The 18,688-nt window shown below is 48.1% G+C and carries 10 protein-coding genes; 1 reads left to right on the forward strand and 9 read right to left on the reverse strand.

Features of this window, described 5'->3' with window-relative positions:
* Positions 1-434 precede the first annotated feature (434 nt).
* The 8 genes from JCM16456_RS20810 to hutX form a co-directional block, all read right to left on the reverse strand.
* Positions 435-2,549, reverse strand: a complete 2,115-nt coding sequence (locus JCM16456_RS20810) for an HlyD family efflux transporter periplasmic adaptor subunit (RefSeq protein WP_068718090.1) — start codon at positions 2,547-2,549, stop codon at positions 435-437.
* The gene (locus JCM16456_RS20815; RefSeq protein ID WP_068718092.1) at positions 2,546-4,006 is read right to left on the reverse strand and encodes an efflux RND transporter periplasmic adaptor subunit; all 1,461 of its coding nucleotides are present in this window, start codon (positions 4,004-4,006) and stop codon (positions 2,546-2,548) included. The genes JCM16456_RS20810 and JCM16456_RS20815 overlap by 4 nt, the downstream gene beginning before the upstream one ends.
* Positions 4,006-4,821 (reverse strand): efflux RND transporter periplasmic adaptor subunit, encoded by an 816-nt coding sequence (locus JCM16456_RS20820; protein WP_068718094.1) that lies wholly within the window; start codon positions 4,819-4,821, stop codon positions 4,006-4,008. Before JCM16456_RS20820 ends, JCM16456_RS20815 begins: the two co-directional genes overlap by 1 nt.
* Complete coding sequence (locus JCM16456_RS20825) at positions 4,811-6,523, reverse strand: TolC family protein (RefSeq protein WP_068718096.1); 1,713 nt, start codon at positions 6,521-6,523, stop codon at positions 4,811-4,813. The genes JCM16456_RS20820 and JCM16456_RS20825 overlap by 11 nt, the downstream gene beginning before the upstream one ends.
* 128 nt (positions 6,524-6,651) lie before the next feature.
* Positions 6,652-11,823: a beta strand repeat-containing protein gene (locus JCM16456_RS20830; RefSeq protein WP_068718098.1), complete on the reverse strand. Its 5,172-nt coding sequence runs from the start codon at positions 11,821-11,823 to the stop codon at positions 6,652-6,654.
* Between the two features lie 18 nt (positions 11,824-11,841).
* Positions 11,842-13,440 carry a Tad domain-containing protein gene (locus tag JCM16456_RS20835; protein ID WP_068719090.1) on the reverse strand — a complete coding sequence of 533 codons (1,599 nt, stop codon included), beginning with the start codon at positions 13,438-13,440 and terminating at the stop codon, positions 11,842-11,844.
* A 380-nt stretch (positions 13,441-13,820) separates the two neighbouring features.
* Positions 13,821-14,378, reverse strand: a complete 558-nt coding sequence (gene hutZ, locus JCM16456_RS20845) for a heme utilization protein HutZ (protein WP_068718102.1) — start codon at positions 14,376-14,378, stop codon at positions 13,821-13,823.
* 10 nt (positions 14,379-14,388) lie between these two features.
* A complete protein-coding gene (gene hutX, locus JCM16456_RS20850) occupies positions 14,389-14,895 on the reverse strand; it encodes a heme utilization cystosolic carrier protein HutX (RefSeq protein WP_068718104.1) in 507 nt (168 codons plus the stop codon).
* Between the two features lie 486 nt (positions 14,896-15,381).
* On the opposite strand from hutX, the gene JCM16456_RS20855 reads away from it, so the two are divergent.
* Positions 15,382-16,797 carry an alanine/glycine:cation symporter family protein gene (locus JCM16456_RS20855; RefSeq protein ID WP_068718106.1) on the forward strand — a complete coding sequence of 472 codons (1,416 nt, stop codon included), beginning with the start codon at positions 15,382-15,384 and terminating at the stop codon, positions 16,795-16,797.
* Positions 16,798-16,917: 120 nt separating this feature from the next.
* Here JCM16456_RS20855 and JCM16456_RS20860 read toward each other — a convergent pair whose 3' ends face one another.
* On the reverse strand, positions 16,918-17,823 hold the full coding sequence (locus tag JCM16456_RS20860) for a hypothetical protein (protein WP_068718108.1): 906 nt from the start codon (positions 17,821-17,823) through the stop codon (positions 16,918-16,920).
* Positions 17,824-18,688: the final 865 nt, after the last annotated feature.

Consider the following 18,688-nt stretch of genomic DNA (forward strand, 5'->3'; position numbering starts at 1 on the left):
TATCGCATACACCAGCAGATAAATCATGATTTAGAATAATAAAACCTATAAAATCAGTAAATTAAATAACTTTCGTGCGCACTAGCTCCCTCTCCAGCCCTCCCTCTAAAGAAGGAGGGGACCAGACCGAGATCGCTGCCTTAAATATGCTCAAATCGAGGCTTAATCATGATGTTGAACTCGAAAATCGCAGCGTGCTCGAACCGGTCCTCCCCCCTTGGTTTTTAAGGGGGGAGTTAGAGGGGGGATTATGCGCAGAAGTCTATTTTTACATCGTAAGACACTGAATTAAAATACATTTATTAAACCACCATTTAAAAACCAGCCGTCATTCTTCAGTTTCTCCACGCACTAAACCGAGCACATACTTTACACACAGCTCCGAACACTTCATTTACACAAAGCCTATCATTACAAACGGTATCACTGGCACCTTACATAACCGACTCGCGGATCAGGACTTTCATGATGGCTTGCCACACACGGCTGAGAATACTTTGTCCTTCACCTTCGATGGTAACTTGGCCGCGCATTTGAAATGCGGGGGCGTCCGTGTCTTGGACTTGCAGCGTCGCTAGGTAAAGGGCTTGCTCGGGTATCGGTTGATGGGTTTTCCGATCAATAGTTGCGGCAATCGGGCCAAGGTAAGGAGAACTGAGTTCAGGGTGAGCGCTAAGGTTATCAATCGTGCCAAGTGATAGTTTGGATAGCTGCAGTGCAACTGGCGGTTGATTGAGATTTTCAGCCACAAACACCGCGGTTGCACCAGCGTTTAGACGCGCGTATTGATGTTCATCGATATAGGCATCAACGCGGCTCTCTTGATTGCTGATGAGTGTCGCTAATACTTGTCCTGTCGCGAGCCAATCCCCAGCCTGCAGGTAGGGATTCACATCGACGACTTGTCCTGAAAATGGCGCACGCACGGTTAATTCATCGAGTAATGTTTGCTGCTGAGCCAGTCGCTGAGTAATAACCACCAGCTCATCGCGGATGATGGCTAAATCCGCCGAAGCCTTTTTATCAAAAGGATAGGATTGCAGTTGCTTGAGTAAACTCTGCTGGCGATAGGTCAGCTCGGTTATACTCTGCAAAAGTAAAGGAGAGCTTAGCCGAAACAGCACCTCACCCTCCTGCACTTGCTGGCCCGATTGAACCTCGATGGTCTGCAACTGGGCATCTTGCGCCACAAACAGTGTTTGCTGTTTGGCTAGCCACATGGCAGGAGCGCTGATGGTTTGATGCCACGGCACAATTAAGCTAATCAGTAACAGTAGACTCGTGATAAGTGTCAGTTTGGTATTGAGATTAAAGGTCATTTTTTGTTTTTGGCTCAGCCAATAGCGAATTTCATAAACACAAGGACGAACCAGCAGATACGCGATTTCGACCATAAATAGCACCACACCTAAGGCTTTGAACACTAGGTGATAAATCCCAAAGGCAATGCCAAAATAGAGAGTTAAGCGATAGAGCCACATGGCAAAGGCATAGCTGATGACCAACCGTTGACGCGCCTTGCGCATTGGCTCTGGTGCTGCATCCTGCCACCCCCACAACCATGACCGAATTTTCCATTGCGCCATTTTGGTTGCGCGCTGTTGCAAATTCGGCATCTCGAGCCAATCAGAAAAAATAAAGTAGCCATCAAAACGCATTAAAGGACTAAGGTTGACCGACAGCGATAACAGTAGCGATGTGGTAGCAAGGGTGAGTAACACGCTGCGCGCGATCCCCGGGTCAAAGAAGTTCCACAGTAGTAGCGCCCATGCAGCAATCACTGCTTCAGTGAGCATGCCAGCAGCGCTTATCATCATACGCGGGCGCTGCTGTTTTAGCCGCCATGCAGTAGTGACATCGGTATAAAGCACCGGCCAAAACAAAATGAAGTTCACCCCCATGGTTGCCACTCGCCCATGGTACTTTTTGCAGACAAACGCATGCCCCAATTCGTGAAGCACCTTCACGACAATCACCGTAGTGACGGAAAGCACGATGCCCGAAAAAGAAAACAGATAGGAAAACCCAGCGCTAAACTCCTGCCACTGATGAGACGCTAACCACAGCCCCATCAGTCCAACTAAGGCACTGAGTTGAATAAACTGACGGGACAATAATGGTCGCACCCAAGGTAATGCTTTGGTTAGCCACGCATCCGGTGAGCAGAGCGGTACGCGAAACGACAGATGACGTTGAAACAACCATTGCCACCATTTTTGAGCACTTCGCCGCTGTTTATCTTGTTCGATTAGCTGCTCACTATCAGCCTGCACCAATTGGTTGTGTTGCAGAAAACGAATAAACGCCCCAAGCTGCGTGGCATTGGGGCTTAAGGTCGTAGTTTGGCAAATGCGTTTAAGCAGCTCCTCTGCCGATGACTGCCAATGGGCCAAAAACTCGGTTTCTAACCAACCCAGTTGAAAGAACTGCCCGCGAACGGGATCTTCTAAAGTCCAACGCGGCGCGCCATTGTCTGCGGCTGGCGCTTCATGCAAACGCAACTCTTGACGCAGTGGAGGTAAGCATTCAGGCAAGCTTGCGCTCATCATAAGCCGCCCCACCACATGCGTAAGTGCGACAAAGGACGACGCATTAGGTAATAAATCAACGAGGTGCGCTCACCATAGATTTTCGCCATCCCTTTTAGTCCCATGGTGGGCGAGTCTTGCTCTGCGTCCATCTGCGCTTTGAGTTCAAACGCATACTGGCCATCATTTTGTAGAGTCGAGCGATAAGCAACGGTGCTTAACTTGGCAGGAATAGCATCCGTTGGTCGGCTATTAAGAAAAAAGCGCACTTCATCGCCTTGGCTAAGCGCCATTCGATCTTCCACCGCGAGCTGAATTTTAATCACGGTATGAGTAGGATCGGCGATGTCCATTAAGGGTTCACCTAAGCGAATAGGACGTCCAACCCAATCGCCTTGATCGTCAAACAGAGTGATACCATCTTGCTGTGCCACTAACCGGGTTTGTGCAACTTTCTCTTGCAGATAAGCCACTTGAGAATGAGCAAGAGCCTGTTTGCCTTCCAAAATGGCAAGACTGGCTTTTCGACTGGCATCGTAAAAAGATTGCTGCTGCGCCACCCGCAGTTCCGCACTGGCAATGGAGAGCTGTTGCTGAGCTTGAGCAAGTTGATCGTCGAGGGTTTGTGAATCAAGCTCTAACAGCACATCGCCCTTTTTCACTGCGCTATTGGGTTTAACCCACAGCTTTTTGACTACGCCATCTAATGGCATGCGCACCGTCATTGGTGTAGCAGACACCACTTCTGCCGGAGCCAATACGGATTGACGCACTGGCAAAAATAGCGCCCCAACAGCCAACGCTCCAACCAACCACCACAGTTTTTTGTGACCGAGCATGGTGCGATGCATAGAACGCTCTTGAGACGAACTTCTTTCAAACCACGCCCGCTTTCGACTTTGCTGAGCTAAGGCTTGCCAAACAAAACCGACTTGTTCGCTCCAAAATGTGAGCAACCTTTTTTCTCTCAACGAGAGCGCTGTTGAACGAAACAGCCATAACCCAGCCACCAGCTCATGGTGTGAATTAAGTAATGGCACCCACACCGCCACTTGTGTGAAAGCCTCGCTGTTTGAGGAATCTGGATTTAAGCCATCAGCCTCAGCACTGAGTTTATCAAGCTCGACTTTGTGGATCTGTTTGCCCTGATCTTGGCGAGCAACCTGCTGACTTAATTTGGCCATCCACTGACTAAACGGCGCTTTCGGGTCGATGGTTGTAACTGCCGAAGCGCCGCACACGACTTGCCGTTTGGCGTCCCACAGCAAGGCTTGTTCATAATCGAGCAAGCTTTTGGTTTGATTGAGCACCACAAAATGAAGTTGATTCAGTGTCTCGGCCTCGCGCGCTTTTTGCTGCAGTTGTAGCAGTGTCAGCAGAGCTTGCTCAATCTCGTTACTCTGGGGTGAGGTGCTCGATGGTTGTGCGGTGATAGAGTGTTGCGAAGTGATAGTGTGTTGCGAGTGGGTCGTGCTCATCACTTGTTCCTATTACGACTGGTGAGCGTCATCTGCGCGCTCCCGCTCATACCCGGCATCAGAACCAGCCCTTCATGGGCCTGAATCTCGCCAAACACTTTAAACGATTGGCTTAGCGCATCGATTACACTGCCTAACCGAGTCACTTTGGCAGGATAGGTTTGACCAGTTTCATCCAGCTGGACGGTAAAGGATTGACCAATTTGCAGAGCAGTTACCCAACGCGATGGCACAATCATTTCCACATCGTACGCGTCGGTACTGTAGATATTGAGTAGCTTAGTGCCTTCACTTACAAATTCGCCCGGTTCGACCATGCGTTCAGACACCCGACCGGCAAAGGGCGCACGAATCGCACAGCGTTTCACCATGATATCGGCAGCGCGCTGCTCTGCCTTGGCTTTCGCAAAATCGGCACTCGCCTGCCCCACTTCCAAAACGCTATTGGATTCGAGGGTATTTAGCCGTTTTGCCACTTGGTATTTTTGCTGAGCCAGCTCGCTTTGCGCCAAGGTTTGTTGGTATTTGGCTTGATACAAATCGCACTCAATACTGGCGATCACGTCTCCTTTAGCAAAGTGTTGCCCCTCTTTAAACGGCACACGTTGCAAGCGCCCAGCAAGTTCACTTGACACCACTAGCTGCGCTGCCGGTTCGAGTTGAATGCGAATGCTGTCAGATGGCTGCTGGCTTGGTACAACACTTGGTACAGCGCTTGGCATATTACTGGCAGCGGCATGAAAGCTAATTCCAAGGCAAACGCCGCTAAGCAAAGCGGCGCTGCGTCCTTTGGTCAGTAAACCCTTACTTGGCATTCGTTTCCTCCACTGGGCGGGTGTAGTCGTGGATAATCGCCGCTTTCAGAGAACCTAACGAATCATAAACCGAGACATACTCAGCAGGCTTGGTGCTGTTGCTCTCCGTAGCCACAGATTGAACAGGTGAAGTTGACTCGTGTGTGGTCACTTCCCCCTGTTTGACCAACGCAATCACCTGCTGTTGCTGAGCGGTTAACGTGCCCTTGGTCAGCAGCTGGTTTTGCTCTGCAATCGCTTGAGAGAGCGTTGCAACACTGGTGTCACGGATGGTTTTTGGCAGAGGATCTAACCCTGCTGCTTGGTAAATCGCGCCATAGGCAGTGTAAGCCTGCGCCAACTGTTGGTCACGATGGCGAGTGATCAGCGCCGTTTCGGTGAGCATTTTGATCTGCTCTAGACGCGATTTCAGGTCACTTTGGAAAGCACTTTGAGTTTGCTGAGCGATGCCTTGTTGCAAGCGCAGTAGCTCGGCAGCTTGCGCATATTGCGTTTGCGCTTGGCTATATTGTTGCCACGCCAAGTGAACTTGAGTAAGCACGGCCATGCGCAGCGCCTGACGTCTGAGCTCTGCCACTTCTTCTTTGGCTTTGCCCGCCTGTTTAATTGATGAATAGGAGAAGACATTCATCAAGTTCCAACTCACACGCACTCCAGCATCGGCCCAATGTTGATTAACCAGATAGCTGTTGCTGTCGTAGTGACCGCCGACAAACAGCGATGCGCCCGGTAAGAGGTGCGTTAGCTGTGAGCGTGTTTCTAACACTGCATTACGTGCTTTGTAGATCTCTTCATTGATTTCTGGACGATTAACCATTGCTAAGGTTTCTAAATGATCCAGTTGATAACCCACCGCTGGCAGCTGCGTTTTTGCCGTAGCAATAGGTGCCAATGTAAACGGTGTACCAGGAGCTAGGTTCATTAAGCTTGCCAGTTCGGTTTTCGCCATCACCAATTCTGCCGATAGGTTTTGTAACTGGGCTATCATCTGCAGCAGGCTTTTTTGATACTGCATCGCTTCAATTGGCGCGACCAAACGCTCTTGTTCCGTTAACTTGGCTTTGGCTAACGCTTGTTTGGCCTGCGACAATGCTTGATTTACGGTCGGCTCTAGCTGCTGCGCGGTCGCTGCTGCCCAGTAGGCTTTACGCACTTTTTGCATGATGTCGGCGACCACGGCGCGTTTTTGCTCCTCAGCTGCCAACACATTGTTGCCTTGGGCTTTGGCACCAAAATAGCCGATACCAAAGTCGAGTACGTTCCAGCTCAATGATAAATCGCCATTGGACACATTGCGGTCTTGGCTTGTGGACGCCTCAAGTGATTGAGTGCCAGTAGAGACCGATTCGCTGGATGACGCAGCTTGGTTATCACGGGTACGCCAACCGGCACTTGCAGCAATCGAAGGCAATAGATCATAGCGCTTACTGTCGAGTAATTGATTCTCGTAAGCGTGTTTCATCAGTGCTAAACGCTCTTGTAAGTTGTATTTCACTGCACGCGCCATCGCCTCTTCTAGAGTAATGGCATGCACAATCGGCTCCTGATGCGCAAACATGGCGAGTTGGTCTTGTGCTAACAGTGCACTTTTTTCCTGATCAGTCACCGCTTCAGGCGTTAATGAACAGCCAGATAAAACCACTAGGCTGGCAACAGAAAGACTTAATGCGCTCTTTTTAAAATAACGAGTTGTGTTTTTCACTACGGGTTACCACTGCTGGTGAAGCCACTTTCCTTTTTGCTTGTTGAATGTGGGAAAGCTGGCCTCGATTAAAGGTGAATAAGAGTGCGCTGCGCGCGCTCTTATTGCGGATTCAATTTGGCAAAGTGTTAGCTCAGTTCTGCCAATAGACGTTGATTCTCCACGGCCATTGCTTGCTGACTTACCTGTTGGGTTTGCTGCCCTAACGTCATCTGTTCAGAAACGGTGTGTTGCGACATGATGTGCTGCACACTCGCCTGCACCGATTGGCTATCAACCGGCACGCTTTGAATCGGTAAGGTCAGCTCTCTAACCTGACCGTTGGCATCTTGCGTAGTCACGGTGATGGTTGGATTCGACAGTCGGTTGGCTGCCTCACTATCGACCGTAAGCACACCCGTTTGCGGGTTGTAGCTGATACCATCAGGGAGCGGCTGGCCGTGTTCGCCGGTGACGTTCACCACTTTTAGCCCTGACAGAGCAGGCAATTCGAACAGATCGCGTTGCTCGCTGGAAGCTTGCTCTTCACTTGAGGATAACTCACTGTTTGCAGAGCCATCATTCTGCTGCAGCTCTTGCCACCAAAGCTCCGTTGTTGAAACAGTACTGGCTAAAACTGTACTTAACGCCGTATTAAACAGTTCAGAACCACTGACAGAGCTTACTTGTGGCGCATCACCACTTGCGATCAACGATTGCGCTTGTGGCGCGCTATTCACACCATCAAACCCCGCGCCCATCATGGGCTGTGAGATAAACGGCTCTTGCGCTGAAAAATCATGAATATGAGTGAATCGCTCGTCACTGGCAGAATTACTATTGTCGGGCTGTTCAGGTGAATTAGGATCCGTCGGCGTGCTCGGGTCCGTTGGTGTTGACGGTTCACTTGCTGCGCTCACCGCCAAGACAAAACTAAAGGTCGTGCTCATGCCGCCACTGTTGGTCACGGTGACCGCTATTGAATAATTACCCACTTGCGTTGGCGTGCCGCTTAACGTGTGGGTAGTAGCATCAAAGCTTACGCCATCTGGCAAACCTGCTATCTGCCAAGTGAGCGTCAAATCTTGAGGATCCGTGACGCTATCTTGAGCGAATTGATAGTGGAACGCTTGGCCTTGCTCTGAACTTACCAAAGCTTGCTCAAAATTCACCAGCGGCGGTTCGATAGCCTCCACGACCGTCATCGTCCAGCTGTTGCTGTTTTCTGCCCCTTCATTATCAGCCGTGGTTAACGTAAAGGTGAGCTGCTCGCCACTGGTGCTATCTGCGCTAACCGTATACTGCACCGCGTGTAACAGGGTATTAAGCTGGCTTTGACTCACATTGCCAGTCACGTTTAGCACCCACTGCCCATTGGTAAAGGCATAAGTAGCGACGGTTTCCCCATTGAAGGTGATGGTGCCATCACTGGCAGAAAAACCTGAGCTGCTGCCGAGAGAGAGGTTATCTGCTGACAAGTTGGCATCGCTGCTGGTGAGGGTAAACGTAAATCCCGCGTATGAATCGCTCAACGCACTATCAGGATCGGTCACCTCAATCGTCGGCATGAGAACCCCACTACTGCCTATCGCTATGCTAGGTTCATAAACCGTAGAGTTAAAATAGGTAAACTCATTGCCACCCAGCAACACATGTCCATCACTGGTGACTTGCAAATCGGCATCGGTTGACGAGATAGCCACGCTATCAATCAATGTTAGGTTTGAGCCCGAAATCAGGTAACGCTGTAAACTGCCCTCGCTGGTAGTGACATAGAGCACAGAGCCATCTGGCGAGAGTGCGCTATCGACAACGTTACTTAGCTCTACTGAGCCACGAGTGGTAAAGGTATTACTCTCATTATCAAAGTGATACAGGCTGATGCCACTATTGGTTATTGCATAGATGCTTTGCCCATCTTCTGCCACCACCAAATCTTTGATGTCCGTGCTTATCGACATAGTGGCACCGTTAGCGTCGGTATTACCATTACGAATGTAACCCACCCAGTTCAAACCTGAGTCTTCGATCTTATAAGCAATTAAGGTCGCGGATGAGAAATTAGTGGTGACGAACAGATAGTCACCGGAGACGGCAATGGCCGTCGCTTGATACATGTAAGGCTCAGAGTAGGCACCACTGTAGGTCTGGACATTCGTTAATTCTCCCGTGTTGCTGTCAACCTGATAAGAGTAGAGACTGTAATCAGACGTAAAGAACAGATAACGACCATCGTCTGATAACGTAAAGTTGCTCATCGCATCGTAAACAGAGAAATCCATCGAGGTCATCGATACCACTTGCTGCTGCGTTAGCTCGCCTGCACTATCGACGGTATAGACGGTCACTTCGCTGTAGGTAGTGCTGTATTGATCCAATTTAGAGGTAATGGCAAACAGTTGACTCCCGTCAGCATTCGTCACCAAGGTTTGTGCTGTACTCTCGCCAGCCAAAGTGTACAGATGACTAAGCGCACCAGTGGTGCTGTCCAGCGCGTAAACCGCGATGTGTCCCTCATTATCAGAAACAAACAAGCGATTACCTGATTTAGAGACCACGGTGTCTGCGATATCCGTAAGATCCGTCAGTTGGTCAGAAGAGGTAATCGAATCAAGCAAACCTTGGTCGAACAAAGCCCCCAGCGAGGTCAGCGGCGCATCATTGACTTGCGTAAACGCAATCGACTTGGTGTACACCTGCGATGCTTCCCCAAATGAATCGGTCACAGTTAGTGATACCTGTGTACTCTCAGCCAGCGCATCGGCATTGTTGGTGTAATGAATCAGCGATAATACTTGATTGACATCCGCAGTGGTCGGAATGGTTTTATACGCTTCGGTGAAAGTTATCTTAATCCCTGTATCGGTGTTTTCGACCGTGGCGATCACCACACCATCTTTAAGAATCTGCTGCGATGTGTAGGTGTAAGTATCATCGCCTTCGATTGTGATCTCACCATCGGAATCGCCACTCTCTTTGCTAATAGTGATAACAGCGCCGGCGTAGTTACCCTGTCCATCATTACGCGCATCCATTTCCGCATCGGAGACGGAAACTCCATCGAACAGAGAGTGTGAGCCGCTGTTTTCCGTGTAGGCAAGCGTGCCACTATCACCGTTGATCTCCGGAAGTTCGTTTGCTGCAGATTGGGCGGTGATATTGACTGTGGCATCCACGGATGTCGTACTCGCGGATGCATCACTTTCCATCACTTTGAGTGCAAAACTCACCTCACCTTCACTATTTGGTGTAGTGGAGCGATAACTGATGCTATTGATCACATCGGCGGATGACTGAACGTCTTTATTGAGGAAGATCACCACGGTTTTCACCCCGTCACCATTACTCATCACCTGATAGCTCAAGCCATTTTCAGTGGTACGAAAACCACTAAAGGTCGCCAAAGTAATAACGTTGCCATCGACCTTGATCGTATCCGTATCACTGGAGCCTTCAACCGTGATGCTCGCCTTCCAAATCGATTGCCCCTCTTCAACGGTATCGATGGTTACATCAGAAAACAGAGGCACATACTCACTACCCGATGTGTAATCCAACGTGGTATTGGTTCCTTGTAAAACGGGAGCGTCGTTAACATCATTGATATTTAATGTCACATTAAGCGTGCTTTGTGCGCCAGCGCCATCTGCCACGGTCACATTCATGGTGACATTAGCACCAGCTGCATCCGGGTCATCACTGGTATTGGTGTAGGCAATTTGTCTTAACACCATCTGCGCCGTGGCTTGAGAAACCGAGGCGGTGAAAGTGACTGAAGCCCCCGCTTCACTGGCGCTCCATGTACCGATGACGACGCCGTCCAGCAGCACGTTATTGCCATCAACCGTCAGTCCATTGCCTGCCAATAACGAGTAACTGTCATTGCTATTTTCTACCGCTTCAGCGCGGCTGATGCTGATGGTTGCACCGTTATAATCCCCGAGTTGATCCAGTTCTGAATCACTGACTAGACCATTAGGTAAAATAGCCACCGCATCGTTGCCTTCGGTGTAGGTGGTTGCTGCGGTTTGATATTGAAAAACACTAAACGCATTGGCCGTTATGGTGAGGATCTCCCCATTGGCATAAGCAACACTGGTAACTCCACCATTCAGTCGACCAGAACTGGAATCCATGGTGGTGCTGGAAGCCAACGTGCCATCACTATTAAGGTGATAAGCCGTTACGGATGTGCCGAAGGTAAAGAGGGTTGAACCATCTTGACTGAGAACTAACTGGCTCACATCACTTGTGACGGTTTCGGTCGCTTTTAGTGAATAACTGTGCTCAGTCGTCGATGACGTATCTTGCGTAATGGTTAAGACTTCTCGGTCATCACCGTTATAACGCAATAGATAGATGACGCTGGCATCGTCACTTGCCACCACCGACTGGATGTAGTTGCTTTCCGCGCCCGTCACACTGCCTACATAGGTCAGCGCACCGTTGGTAACAGAAAAAATACTCAATACTTCACTGTCGCCATTACTGCTGCTGGCAAAGAGCAGCGAGCCATCCGCTGAAAAGGTCATGGAGGTATTATCGCTAATGCCTGCCACCCCATTTTCACCGTTAGTTTCAGTATCCAGCACCGTAAACGTCACACCATTATCCACCGATTGCAGCGCATAGATTGAGCCACCCACCGAGGCATACAGATAACCGTTACTCTCTTGGAGATCATCAATGATTTGGCCGTTTAATGTTGTGCTTAAATCCGTTTGACCAGAATAGGTTAGCTCGCCACTTGAGCTATCACGGGTAAAGGTCAATAAGGTTTGATTGGCTTCGCTGTAAACATACAAATGGGATTGGTCGCTAGAAAACTGCACTAACGATACTTCATTTAAACCATCGGTCAGTGATTCAGCTAAATCGCTGCTGTGCAGGTTTTGCACCAGCGCGATAGTGCCATCATCGGCAATCGAAAATACCGTGACCACTGAGTTGGTATAGGAAACTGCATAGGCGTAATGCCCATCGGCAGACATCACCACGCTATCAACGTTAGATGTGAGGTGGCCAAAAATCGTGTCATCGTACGTTTCCTCTGATGAGTAGTTGACCGCAACGATGTTATCTTGATTGGTACTCACCTCAGGCGCACTGTTGTCGCTGCTTTCATCACTGACGGTGGCAGTGCTGGTGTCTGAACTTGCCTCACTTGATGATTCGGCTGAGGACTCTGTCGCGTCAGCCGCCTGTGATAAGGCAGCACTGTCAGCAACCTCAGCCGCCGTGACAGCGACGTCACCATCAAACACAATGCGCGGCTCTAACATAAATGCGTGCAGCGATGACTCTGTTGGGAAACCTTTCATATCTCTTCCTAATGACGATCAGTTAATCAGGCGAACGTAGTAGTTACGACGAATGTCTTTGGCGATATCTTCTAGCGCATTCTGAATTTGCGATTCGCCGTCTTTAAAATTGGATGCATCGGCAAAATACATATTGCCCTCACCTTCAGTGCAAATGAGCATCCCGGGGCCAGCGACTTTATCGAACAACACACGGCCAAATTCCTCTGGGTCGCCGGGGCGCACCCCAATAAAATAGAGGTGGATATTTTTGGAGCGAATGCTGCGGCATAGGTCAACAAACCGTTGGCGCGCAAAATTGGTAGAAGTGCCGGTGACATTTGCATCGCGATAGAAGTTGTAGCTATCGGTATCAAACCAATCGCCGGTGGTGTTAGCTAACATGATGATGGCTTTGTAATTGGTATTGTCTGAACCAAAGTCCAACGGCAATTCGTTATCGCCCCAGCCATCACTACCACGCATTTGCGGTGATAAAGCGGCAGCGGCCCAGCCCATTGCAATCGCGTAGTTGACGTTAAAACGCGATGTCATTTGATTAAGACGCGCTTCAATTTTGTCTTCCTCGTTCGTCAGAGGTAAAAGCGGCGTATTAGGGCAGCCTTTGTCGGCCACGATCCAACGTGTATCTATTGCGCCCGAGTCGGGAAAATCTGGGTTTGGCCCCTGCCAAGAGATAGGTGCAGCCCCCGGGCTACCGTTTTCCGGCAGATCGTGACGGTAATACACGCCAAACTCGCTCACGGGGGATTGATCCCAAAAGAAGTTCTCACCTTGACCTAAGCCACGGAAAAGACAAAGTAGATGCGCAGCTCGGTCGGGGAAACGCTCATCCGCCAGACTGTTGACTTTACCGGTACGAAACAGACTGCGCAGTTCACTTGGGTTAAGCGCGCCGCCAGCAGCCCAGCGAGTCAAACGACCGGGGTCAGATTCATCATAAACATTGACGGATTGACTAAATGGCACCAAAGCGAGCCAACGCTTGAGATCGTCAAGATTCTCATCACCGCCGGTGTTAAGGAAATCTTTAGCAAACTGTTTGCCCAAACGCTTGAGTGCGGCAATATCCCCATCACTTTCTGAGTTAGTATTGGGAAACATCATTGCCACTTCGGTCGGACGAGACATCACTTCCACCGTAGAGAAGATGGTTTTGTCCTCGACCTTAGTGCCAAGCTCTGGAGCTTCAAATGAGGTAGTAACACTCACTTTGTAAGTGACCGCCCCATCACTGGCTTCGCCTTTCTGCACTCGCACGGTACTTAGATCAACTTGCTCAGCAAGACCAGAATCCAAACCCAAGTTTTGCTTAATGTAGTTTCTTGCCAACTTAGTCAGGTCGCTGTTTTTGCCCGTATTGCTGCTCGCCAATTCGGTATAACCTACCGCCATCGCGGCGGCATCGGTGGCACGCTTGAGCTGCGACGCACTGTCGATCATCCGTGACGTATCAAAGCTATAAACGCTTACCAGTAACGCGCCAATAAACACCAACACAGGAAATGGCATCGCAGAGCCAGATTCGTTGTGGGTAAACTCAGCTAACTTAATTTGAAGTTGGTTGACCGTCACTCGGCCTTTTATACGCTCGCGCACAAACGAAGCAATAGACATCAATGCAGCACACTTTTGTGGTGAATAATTGATGAAGATGATAAGCATTCTCAACAAAAAGCGTAGTCCACAATCATTAATATTCGTTAATAATTGTTTTAAATCTAGTTATGGTGAACAGCTCATTATCAGGAGAATGCTGATTAGCAGACCCTCTTTTGCCAAGGATGGCAAAGTGGAGCCACATGGATGGGTTTACGCGAGTCTGCGTTCAGCATTGGCCGAATTAACTCACATTGAAGCACGGTTATTGAACACATTGGCCTATCTAAGAATTTAGGCATAACGAGAAAAAGGGAACCTTGTTCCCTTTTGTATACGGTTTCACTTTAATGCTGGCACTATGTTACCTCGCGTAACATTGCCAAAAAGCCTATCCGTTAGGCGTTTTGTAACGCGTCAAATTCAGGGATGGAGGTCATTGGTTGGTGGCCTTCATCAAGATGAACCACATCGACAAGATCCGCGTTAGAAACTTGATACGCTTGACCAAAACCTTTGACATACAAACCATGTTCGGTCGTGAATTGATACAGTTTGAAGTCTTTCATCTGGCTCACTTTACCGATGATGTCGCCAAAGCGCGCATCAAGTTGAGTCAATACTCGCTGCCACAGCGGTGTATCACGCTCAACTTGGTTTGCATGAGCGGCAAACGTGAGGCGTTTACGCGCATAAAGCTGCTTAGACTGGCTTTCGTCTGCAATCATCATCATCGACAATTTTGGATTCTGTTTCAGGTTACGCGCATGTTGGGCGATTTCTGAAATCAGCACAAAGTAACCCAGTTCGTTGTAAACAAACGGAGCATAACTTACGGTCGGCTCACCACTTTCATCAACCGTTGCCAATTGTAATGTGCGACATTGTTGACGAAATTCCACGATCTCCGGTTCTAAGCGAGTTTGGAGGCGCTGCTGTTTTTCATTGGTATCCATAAATGTGTCCTTAATTATTCAAATCATGTTTTAATGCAACAAAGGCACTGACCTGCTCTGGCAGCAGTTTGCCTTGCTCGTCACGCCCCAAATACACTTTAAATACGCACTCACCCGCCTGATTAAAAAAGCCAAAGTAGTGACTGTCTCGCCCCATAAAGGGTTTACTAACCAAAGCTATATTGTCGATGAGATCCAACTTGAGATGACCATGTAACTGACCCGGTTCACCAAGCAAATTGAAATAGCCCCGGGCATTTTTACCTGCAGGCAATGGCGCTTTAATCTCAAAAATCGAGCCACCAGAGTGCACGATAACCGTCACTGTTGTGTGCCAGTCAGCGATGGTTTCCAGCAATGACTGAGCCAAAGCACCGGGAACTACCACCACCTGCTCGGGGGGATAGCAGCGAATAACCGCCAGTTCACTCGTGTTGAGCGAATGGGCAATATCATGGGGTAATTGATGCGGTTGTTGTTCAAGTATGGCGTTAACTTGAACGGCCAAATCGTCCATAGAAGTACCTTAAATGGGTGTGAAAAAGGTCTACACAAGCGGCTCGAAACGCCGTTGCAAAGGATGACTGGAGCATAATGAATACGAGAAGCGTTCTCAATAAAACGCCCCAATAGGACCATTAATATTTGTTAATGTGCGGCTATCGACGTGTCACATAAGGCAAAACAAAAGCGGTGAACATTCGTTCTATTTTAAAGCTCCCGTTGATAAAGACGGGCATTTTTACAGCAAATTTACGCACACATTTGCTTAAAAACCCTACTCATAGTAACTATTTATGCAGACACATTTTGAAAATAAACGTTTAAAATAGATACGATCTTGAGTATGATCCGCTGCCTGTTTGCATGAGGATGTAGGTTTGTCCCTATTCTTTCTCATAACGCAGAAGGATAAGGATGATACCAAAGAAGTCATGATATTCACAATTATTATGAGCATGACTTTTTGCAAGCAGGTTATTGAATATTTCAAGGAGAACAAATGGAATTTTTAGAATCCTTCTTTGGGTTAATTGGAGACTTGACATGGGGCGCGTCTCTAATCCCATTTCTGGTAATTTTTGGGTGTTTCTTCACCATCGTCACGGGCTTCGTTCAGTTCCGTTACTTTAAACGCATGTTCCGTGTGTTGAAGAAAACCAATCAGACAGACAATCATAAAGCCATTTCAGGCCGCGAGGCACTGCTCCTTTCTATCGGTGGTCGCGTAGGCGGCGGTAACATCGCAGGTGTAGCAGTCGCTATTACGTTAGGTGGTCCTGGCGCTGTATTCTGGATGTGGGCAATTGCCCTTGTCGGTATGGCAACCAGCCTTGTGGAATGTACTTTAGCGCAACTTTACAAACGTAGAGACGGTCACGAGTTTCGTGGCGGCGCTGCCCGTTCTATCATCCATGGTCTTGGTGAAAACTACCGCTGGCTTGCCACTGTTTATTCGGTGTGTTTAATTGCTTCTTTCGCGCTTGGCTTTAATGCTTTCCAAGGCAACACAGTTGCGGGTGCTGCGCAAGACAGCCTAGGTATCGATCGTATTTATACTGCGATTTTCCTAGCGGTTATCGTCGGCTTCATCATCTATGGCGGGATCAAACGTATCGCTAAGTCAGCTGATGTCATCGTTCCTATCATGGCGGTTGGCTATGTTGCTATTGCCGTGGTTGTTATCTTGATGAATATCACCCACATCCCTCAAGTTATTTCCGACATCGTGGCAAATGCGTTTGGTATCAAAACCGCCGTTAGTGGTGGTATGGGAGCAGCAATTGCACAAGGTTTGCGTCGCGGTCTATTCTCAAACGAAGCCGGCCTAGGTTCAGCGCCTAACGTAGCAGCAACAGCGGATGTACCTCACCCTGTTAGCCAAGGTATTGCACAGTCACTTTCTGTGTTTATCGATACTATGGTGGTGTGTTCATGTACCGCATTCATCATCCTACTTGGTAATGTGTATGTACCAGGAGCTGAAGGTATCGACGGTATTGTACTGACACAACAATCCATGGTTGCACACCTAGGCAGTTGGGCACAATATTACTTAACAGCCGCTATCTTACTGTTTTCATTTAGCTCTGTAGTGTACAACTACTACTTGGGTGAAAACGCCTTAACCTTTATGACGCAGAAGAGCTGGCCAGTTCATATCTTGCGTCTTGCGGTTATTGCGATTGTGTTCATCGGTGCTATTGCTCCGGGAGCAACCGCTGTATTCTTCTTCTCTGATCCATTGATGGGTGTGCTGGCGGTAATCAACTTACTTGCTTTGATCATGCTGTTCCCAACAGCAATGCGTCTACTGCAAGACTACCGCAAACAGCTTAAAGAAGGCGTTGAAGAGCCGGTCTTTAACCCTGAAGAATTTGCTGACCTAGATATCGACCACACTGCGTGGAAGAGCTAAACCGATAAGCATCTCATTGCTCTCCTTCCCCATGAAGGAGGATGAAAAAAGCCAGTCGTCAGACTGGCTTTTTTATCACCACAATTCGTATTCCACTGCGTTAACAGGATTTGTATTACTTTACTCTGCGCTGCTCTTTGTTGCAGGAGCCGCATCGGCTTTAGTAGTCGCAGGTTTAGGCGCTGTTGTCACAGTCGGCATCGCTTTTGGTGCTGGTGCAGATGCCACCGGAGCACTTGGCGTCGTTGCTTTGACTTCAGCAGGTTTTACCTGTTCGGTTTTCGCACTAGCTTTGGTTTGAGTAGCCGCTTTAGTTTGTGTGGCAGGCTTTGCTGCTGTTTTAGCTACTGTGGTTTTAGCTGCTGTGGTTTTTTTCGCCGTCGTTGTAGTTGCGGCTTTTGTTGTCGCTCTGGTTTTTCCTTTCACAGGCGTTGCCGGTTTAGTCGTTACCTTGGCTTGTGGCTGAATATCCTGTTTCTTTGCTACAGGGTTAGGCGTAGCTCTAGGTGTTGCCTTTGCTAAGTTATCCGTTACATCACCAAATTGCTTATGACTCCAAGTATTCAGCTCTGCTTGAAAATCGGCACAGGCACTAAACCAATTTTCTTGTTGAGTCTTTAGAGATTCCATTAACCTCAGTTGGTTATCAATTAGCTTAGCTATCATATCTGGTGATGATTGGCTGGTTTGAGCGATTTCCAACGCTTTACCTGTTCCTTCCACAACCGCATCAAAGGCACCACTCTGACTGCTGGCTAAGCGATCATAAGTCGTTTTCATTAAAGCGGTCAGGTTTGACTCTGTCGTTCCCCATTTATCTGGGGGAGTAAAAAATAACATGGTGTAGTTAGGAATAGAATCCAGTATTCCAGAAGAGAGCCAATCACTCCATGACTGACCTGCATAAGCGCCAACCGGAGTCGCTGCAAAAAAATTATTGAACTGTTTAACATAGGATTCTTGAAACTCAGTCCATTGATCCACGGCTTGAGTCACGTTCATCCATTCACTTGTACTAGACGCCATATTTAATCTCCATTGTCGATTTCATTTAGGTTAGGTATGAGCTCTCCTAGCCCCAATAGTCATCTCATTAACGGTTCCCTACTAACCTTAGAACCATACTAAAAATTGCTTTGTGGTGTACTGGACATGCTTTCCTGATTGTCACTGTGTAAGCATGTGAACCGTTCCAGTCCATTCATATCGGTCACTGGTTGATATAGTGAGATGTATTTTTGCTTAAAGTGAACTGCCTGAACCTGTTGATTAACAGAGGCAGCTTTAAAGGATGGGTAAATTTGTGATTGAGCGCTACTCAATTGAGCCCAAGTAGCTCCCATAAGCAGCAATACAGCCATTACTGCAGAGCCTAAGCGACGCTTCCCAAAAAGAGACTTTATCTTCATTTCCTTTGCTCATTCACAAGCCCCTAATAACCAGGGCACGAGATGAAAACAAGGCTACGGTCTTCCTTTCGTTATAGACGAGAGTCGGCAAAAAAGAGGAGATGTCAAAAAAGAGTGGCAATAACCCCTACAGTTATCTCAATGTGATATCCCTGCTTTTTGCCGGGCTTTTTGTCTTTGCGCTATAGTGTTGTTTAAAAGAAATATAATCATTTGTTTCATCGGCACAGTGATCCAAACGAAAAATATCCCCAAACCACCACAGCACTCCCTACGCAAGTCAAAGATCTACGCTGCAACTATTTAAATTGTCAAACTCTAGGTAGAAAGATCGATAAGGCCTTACCCTTAATGAGTATAGGTGAATTTTTACTAAATCAATTTCACAAAATTGCATTATTTATGAGATTCGAGACCTTATCAAATGTAACAATTTGTTTAATAAGAAGAATTTAATCAAATTTTTAATTCAAAGCGATGAA

It is taken from the genome of Vibrio tritonius (assembly GCF_001547935.1).
In the GTDB taxonomy this organism is placed as follows: domain Bacteria; phylum Pseudomonadota; class Gammaproteobacteria; order Enterobacterales; family Vibrionaceae; genus Vibrio; species Vibrio tritonius.

What these genes read in the sequence shown, in the direction of transcription:
- JCM16456_RS20810 (WP_068718090.1), bottom strand. Translation starts at nt 2,549, where the DNA reads ATGATGAGCGCAAGCTTGCCTGAATGCTTACCTCCACTGCGTCAAGAG.
- JCM16456_RS20815 (WP_068718092.1), bottom strand. Translation starts at nt 4,006, where the DNA reads ATGAGCACGACCCACTCGCAACACACTATCACTTCGCAACACTCTATC.
- JCM16456_RS20820 (WP_068718094.1), bottom strand. Translation starts at nt 4,821, where the DNA reads ATGCCAAGTAAGGGTTTACTGACCAAAGGACGCAGCGCCGCTTTGCTT.
- JCM16456_RS20830 (WP_068718098.1), bottom strand. Translation starts at nt 11,823, where the DNA reads ATGAAAGGTTTCCCAACAGAGTCATCGCTGCACGCATTTATGTTAGAG.
- JCM16456_RS20835 (WP_068719090.1), bottom strand. Translation starts at nt 13,440, where the DNA reads ATGTCTATTGCTTCGTTTGTGCGCGAGCGTATAAAAGGCCGAGTGACG.
- hutZ (WP_068718102.1), bottom strand. Translation starts at nt 14,378, where the DNA reads ATGGATACCAATGAAAAACAGCAGCGCCTCCAAACTCGCTTAGAACCG.
- hutX (WP_068718104.1), bottom strand. Translation starts at nt 14,895, where the DNA reads ATGGACGATTTGGCCGTTCAAGTTAACGCCATACTTGAACAACAACCG.
- JCM16456_RS20855 (WP_068718106.1), top strand. Translation starts at nt 15,382, where the DNA reads ATGGAATTTTTAGAATCCTTCTTTGGGTTAATTGGAGACTTGACATGG.
- JCM16456_RS20860 (WP_068718108.1), bottom strand. Translation starts at nt 17,823, where the DNA reads ATGGCGTCTAGTACAAGTGAATGGATGAACGTGACTCAAGCCGTGGAT.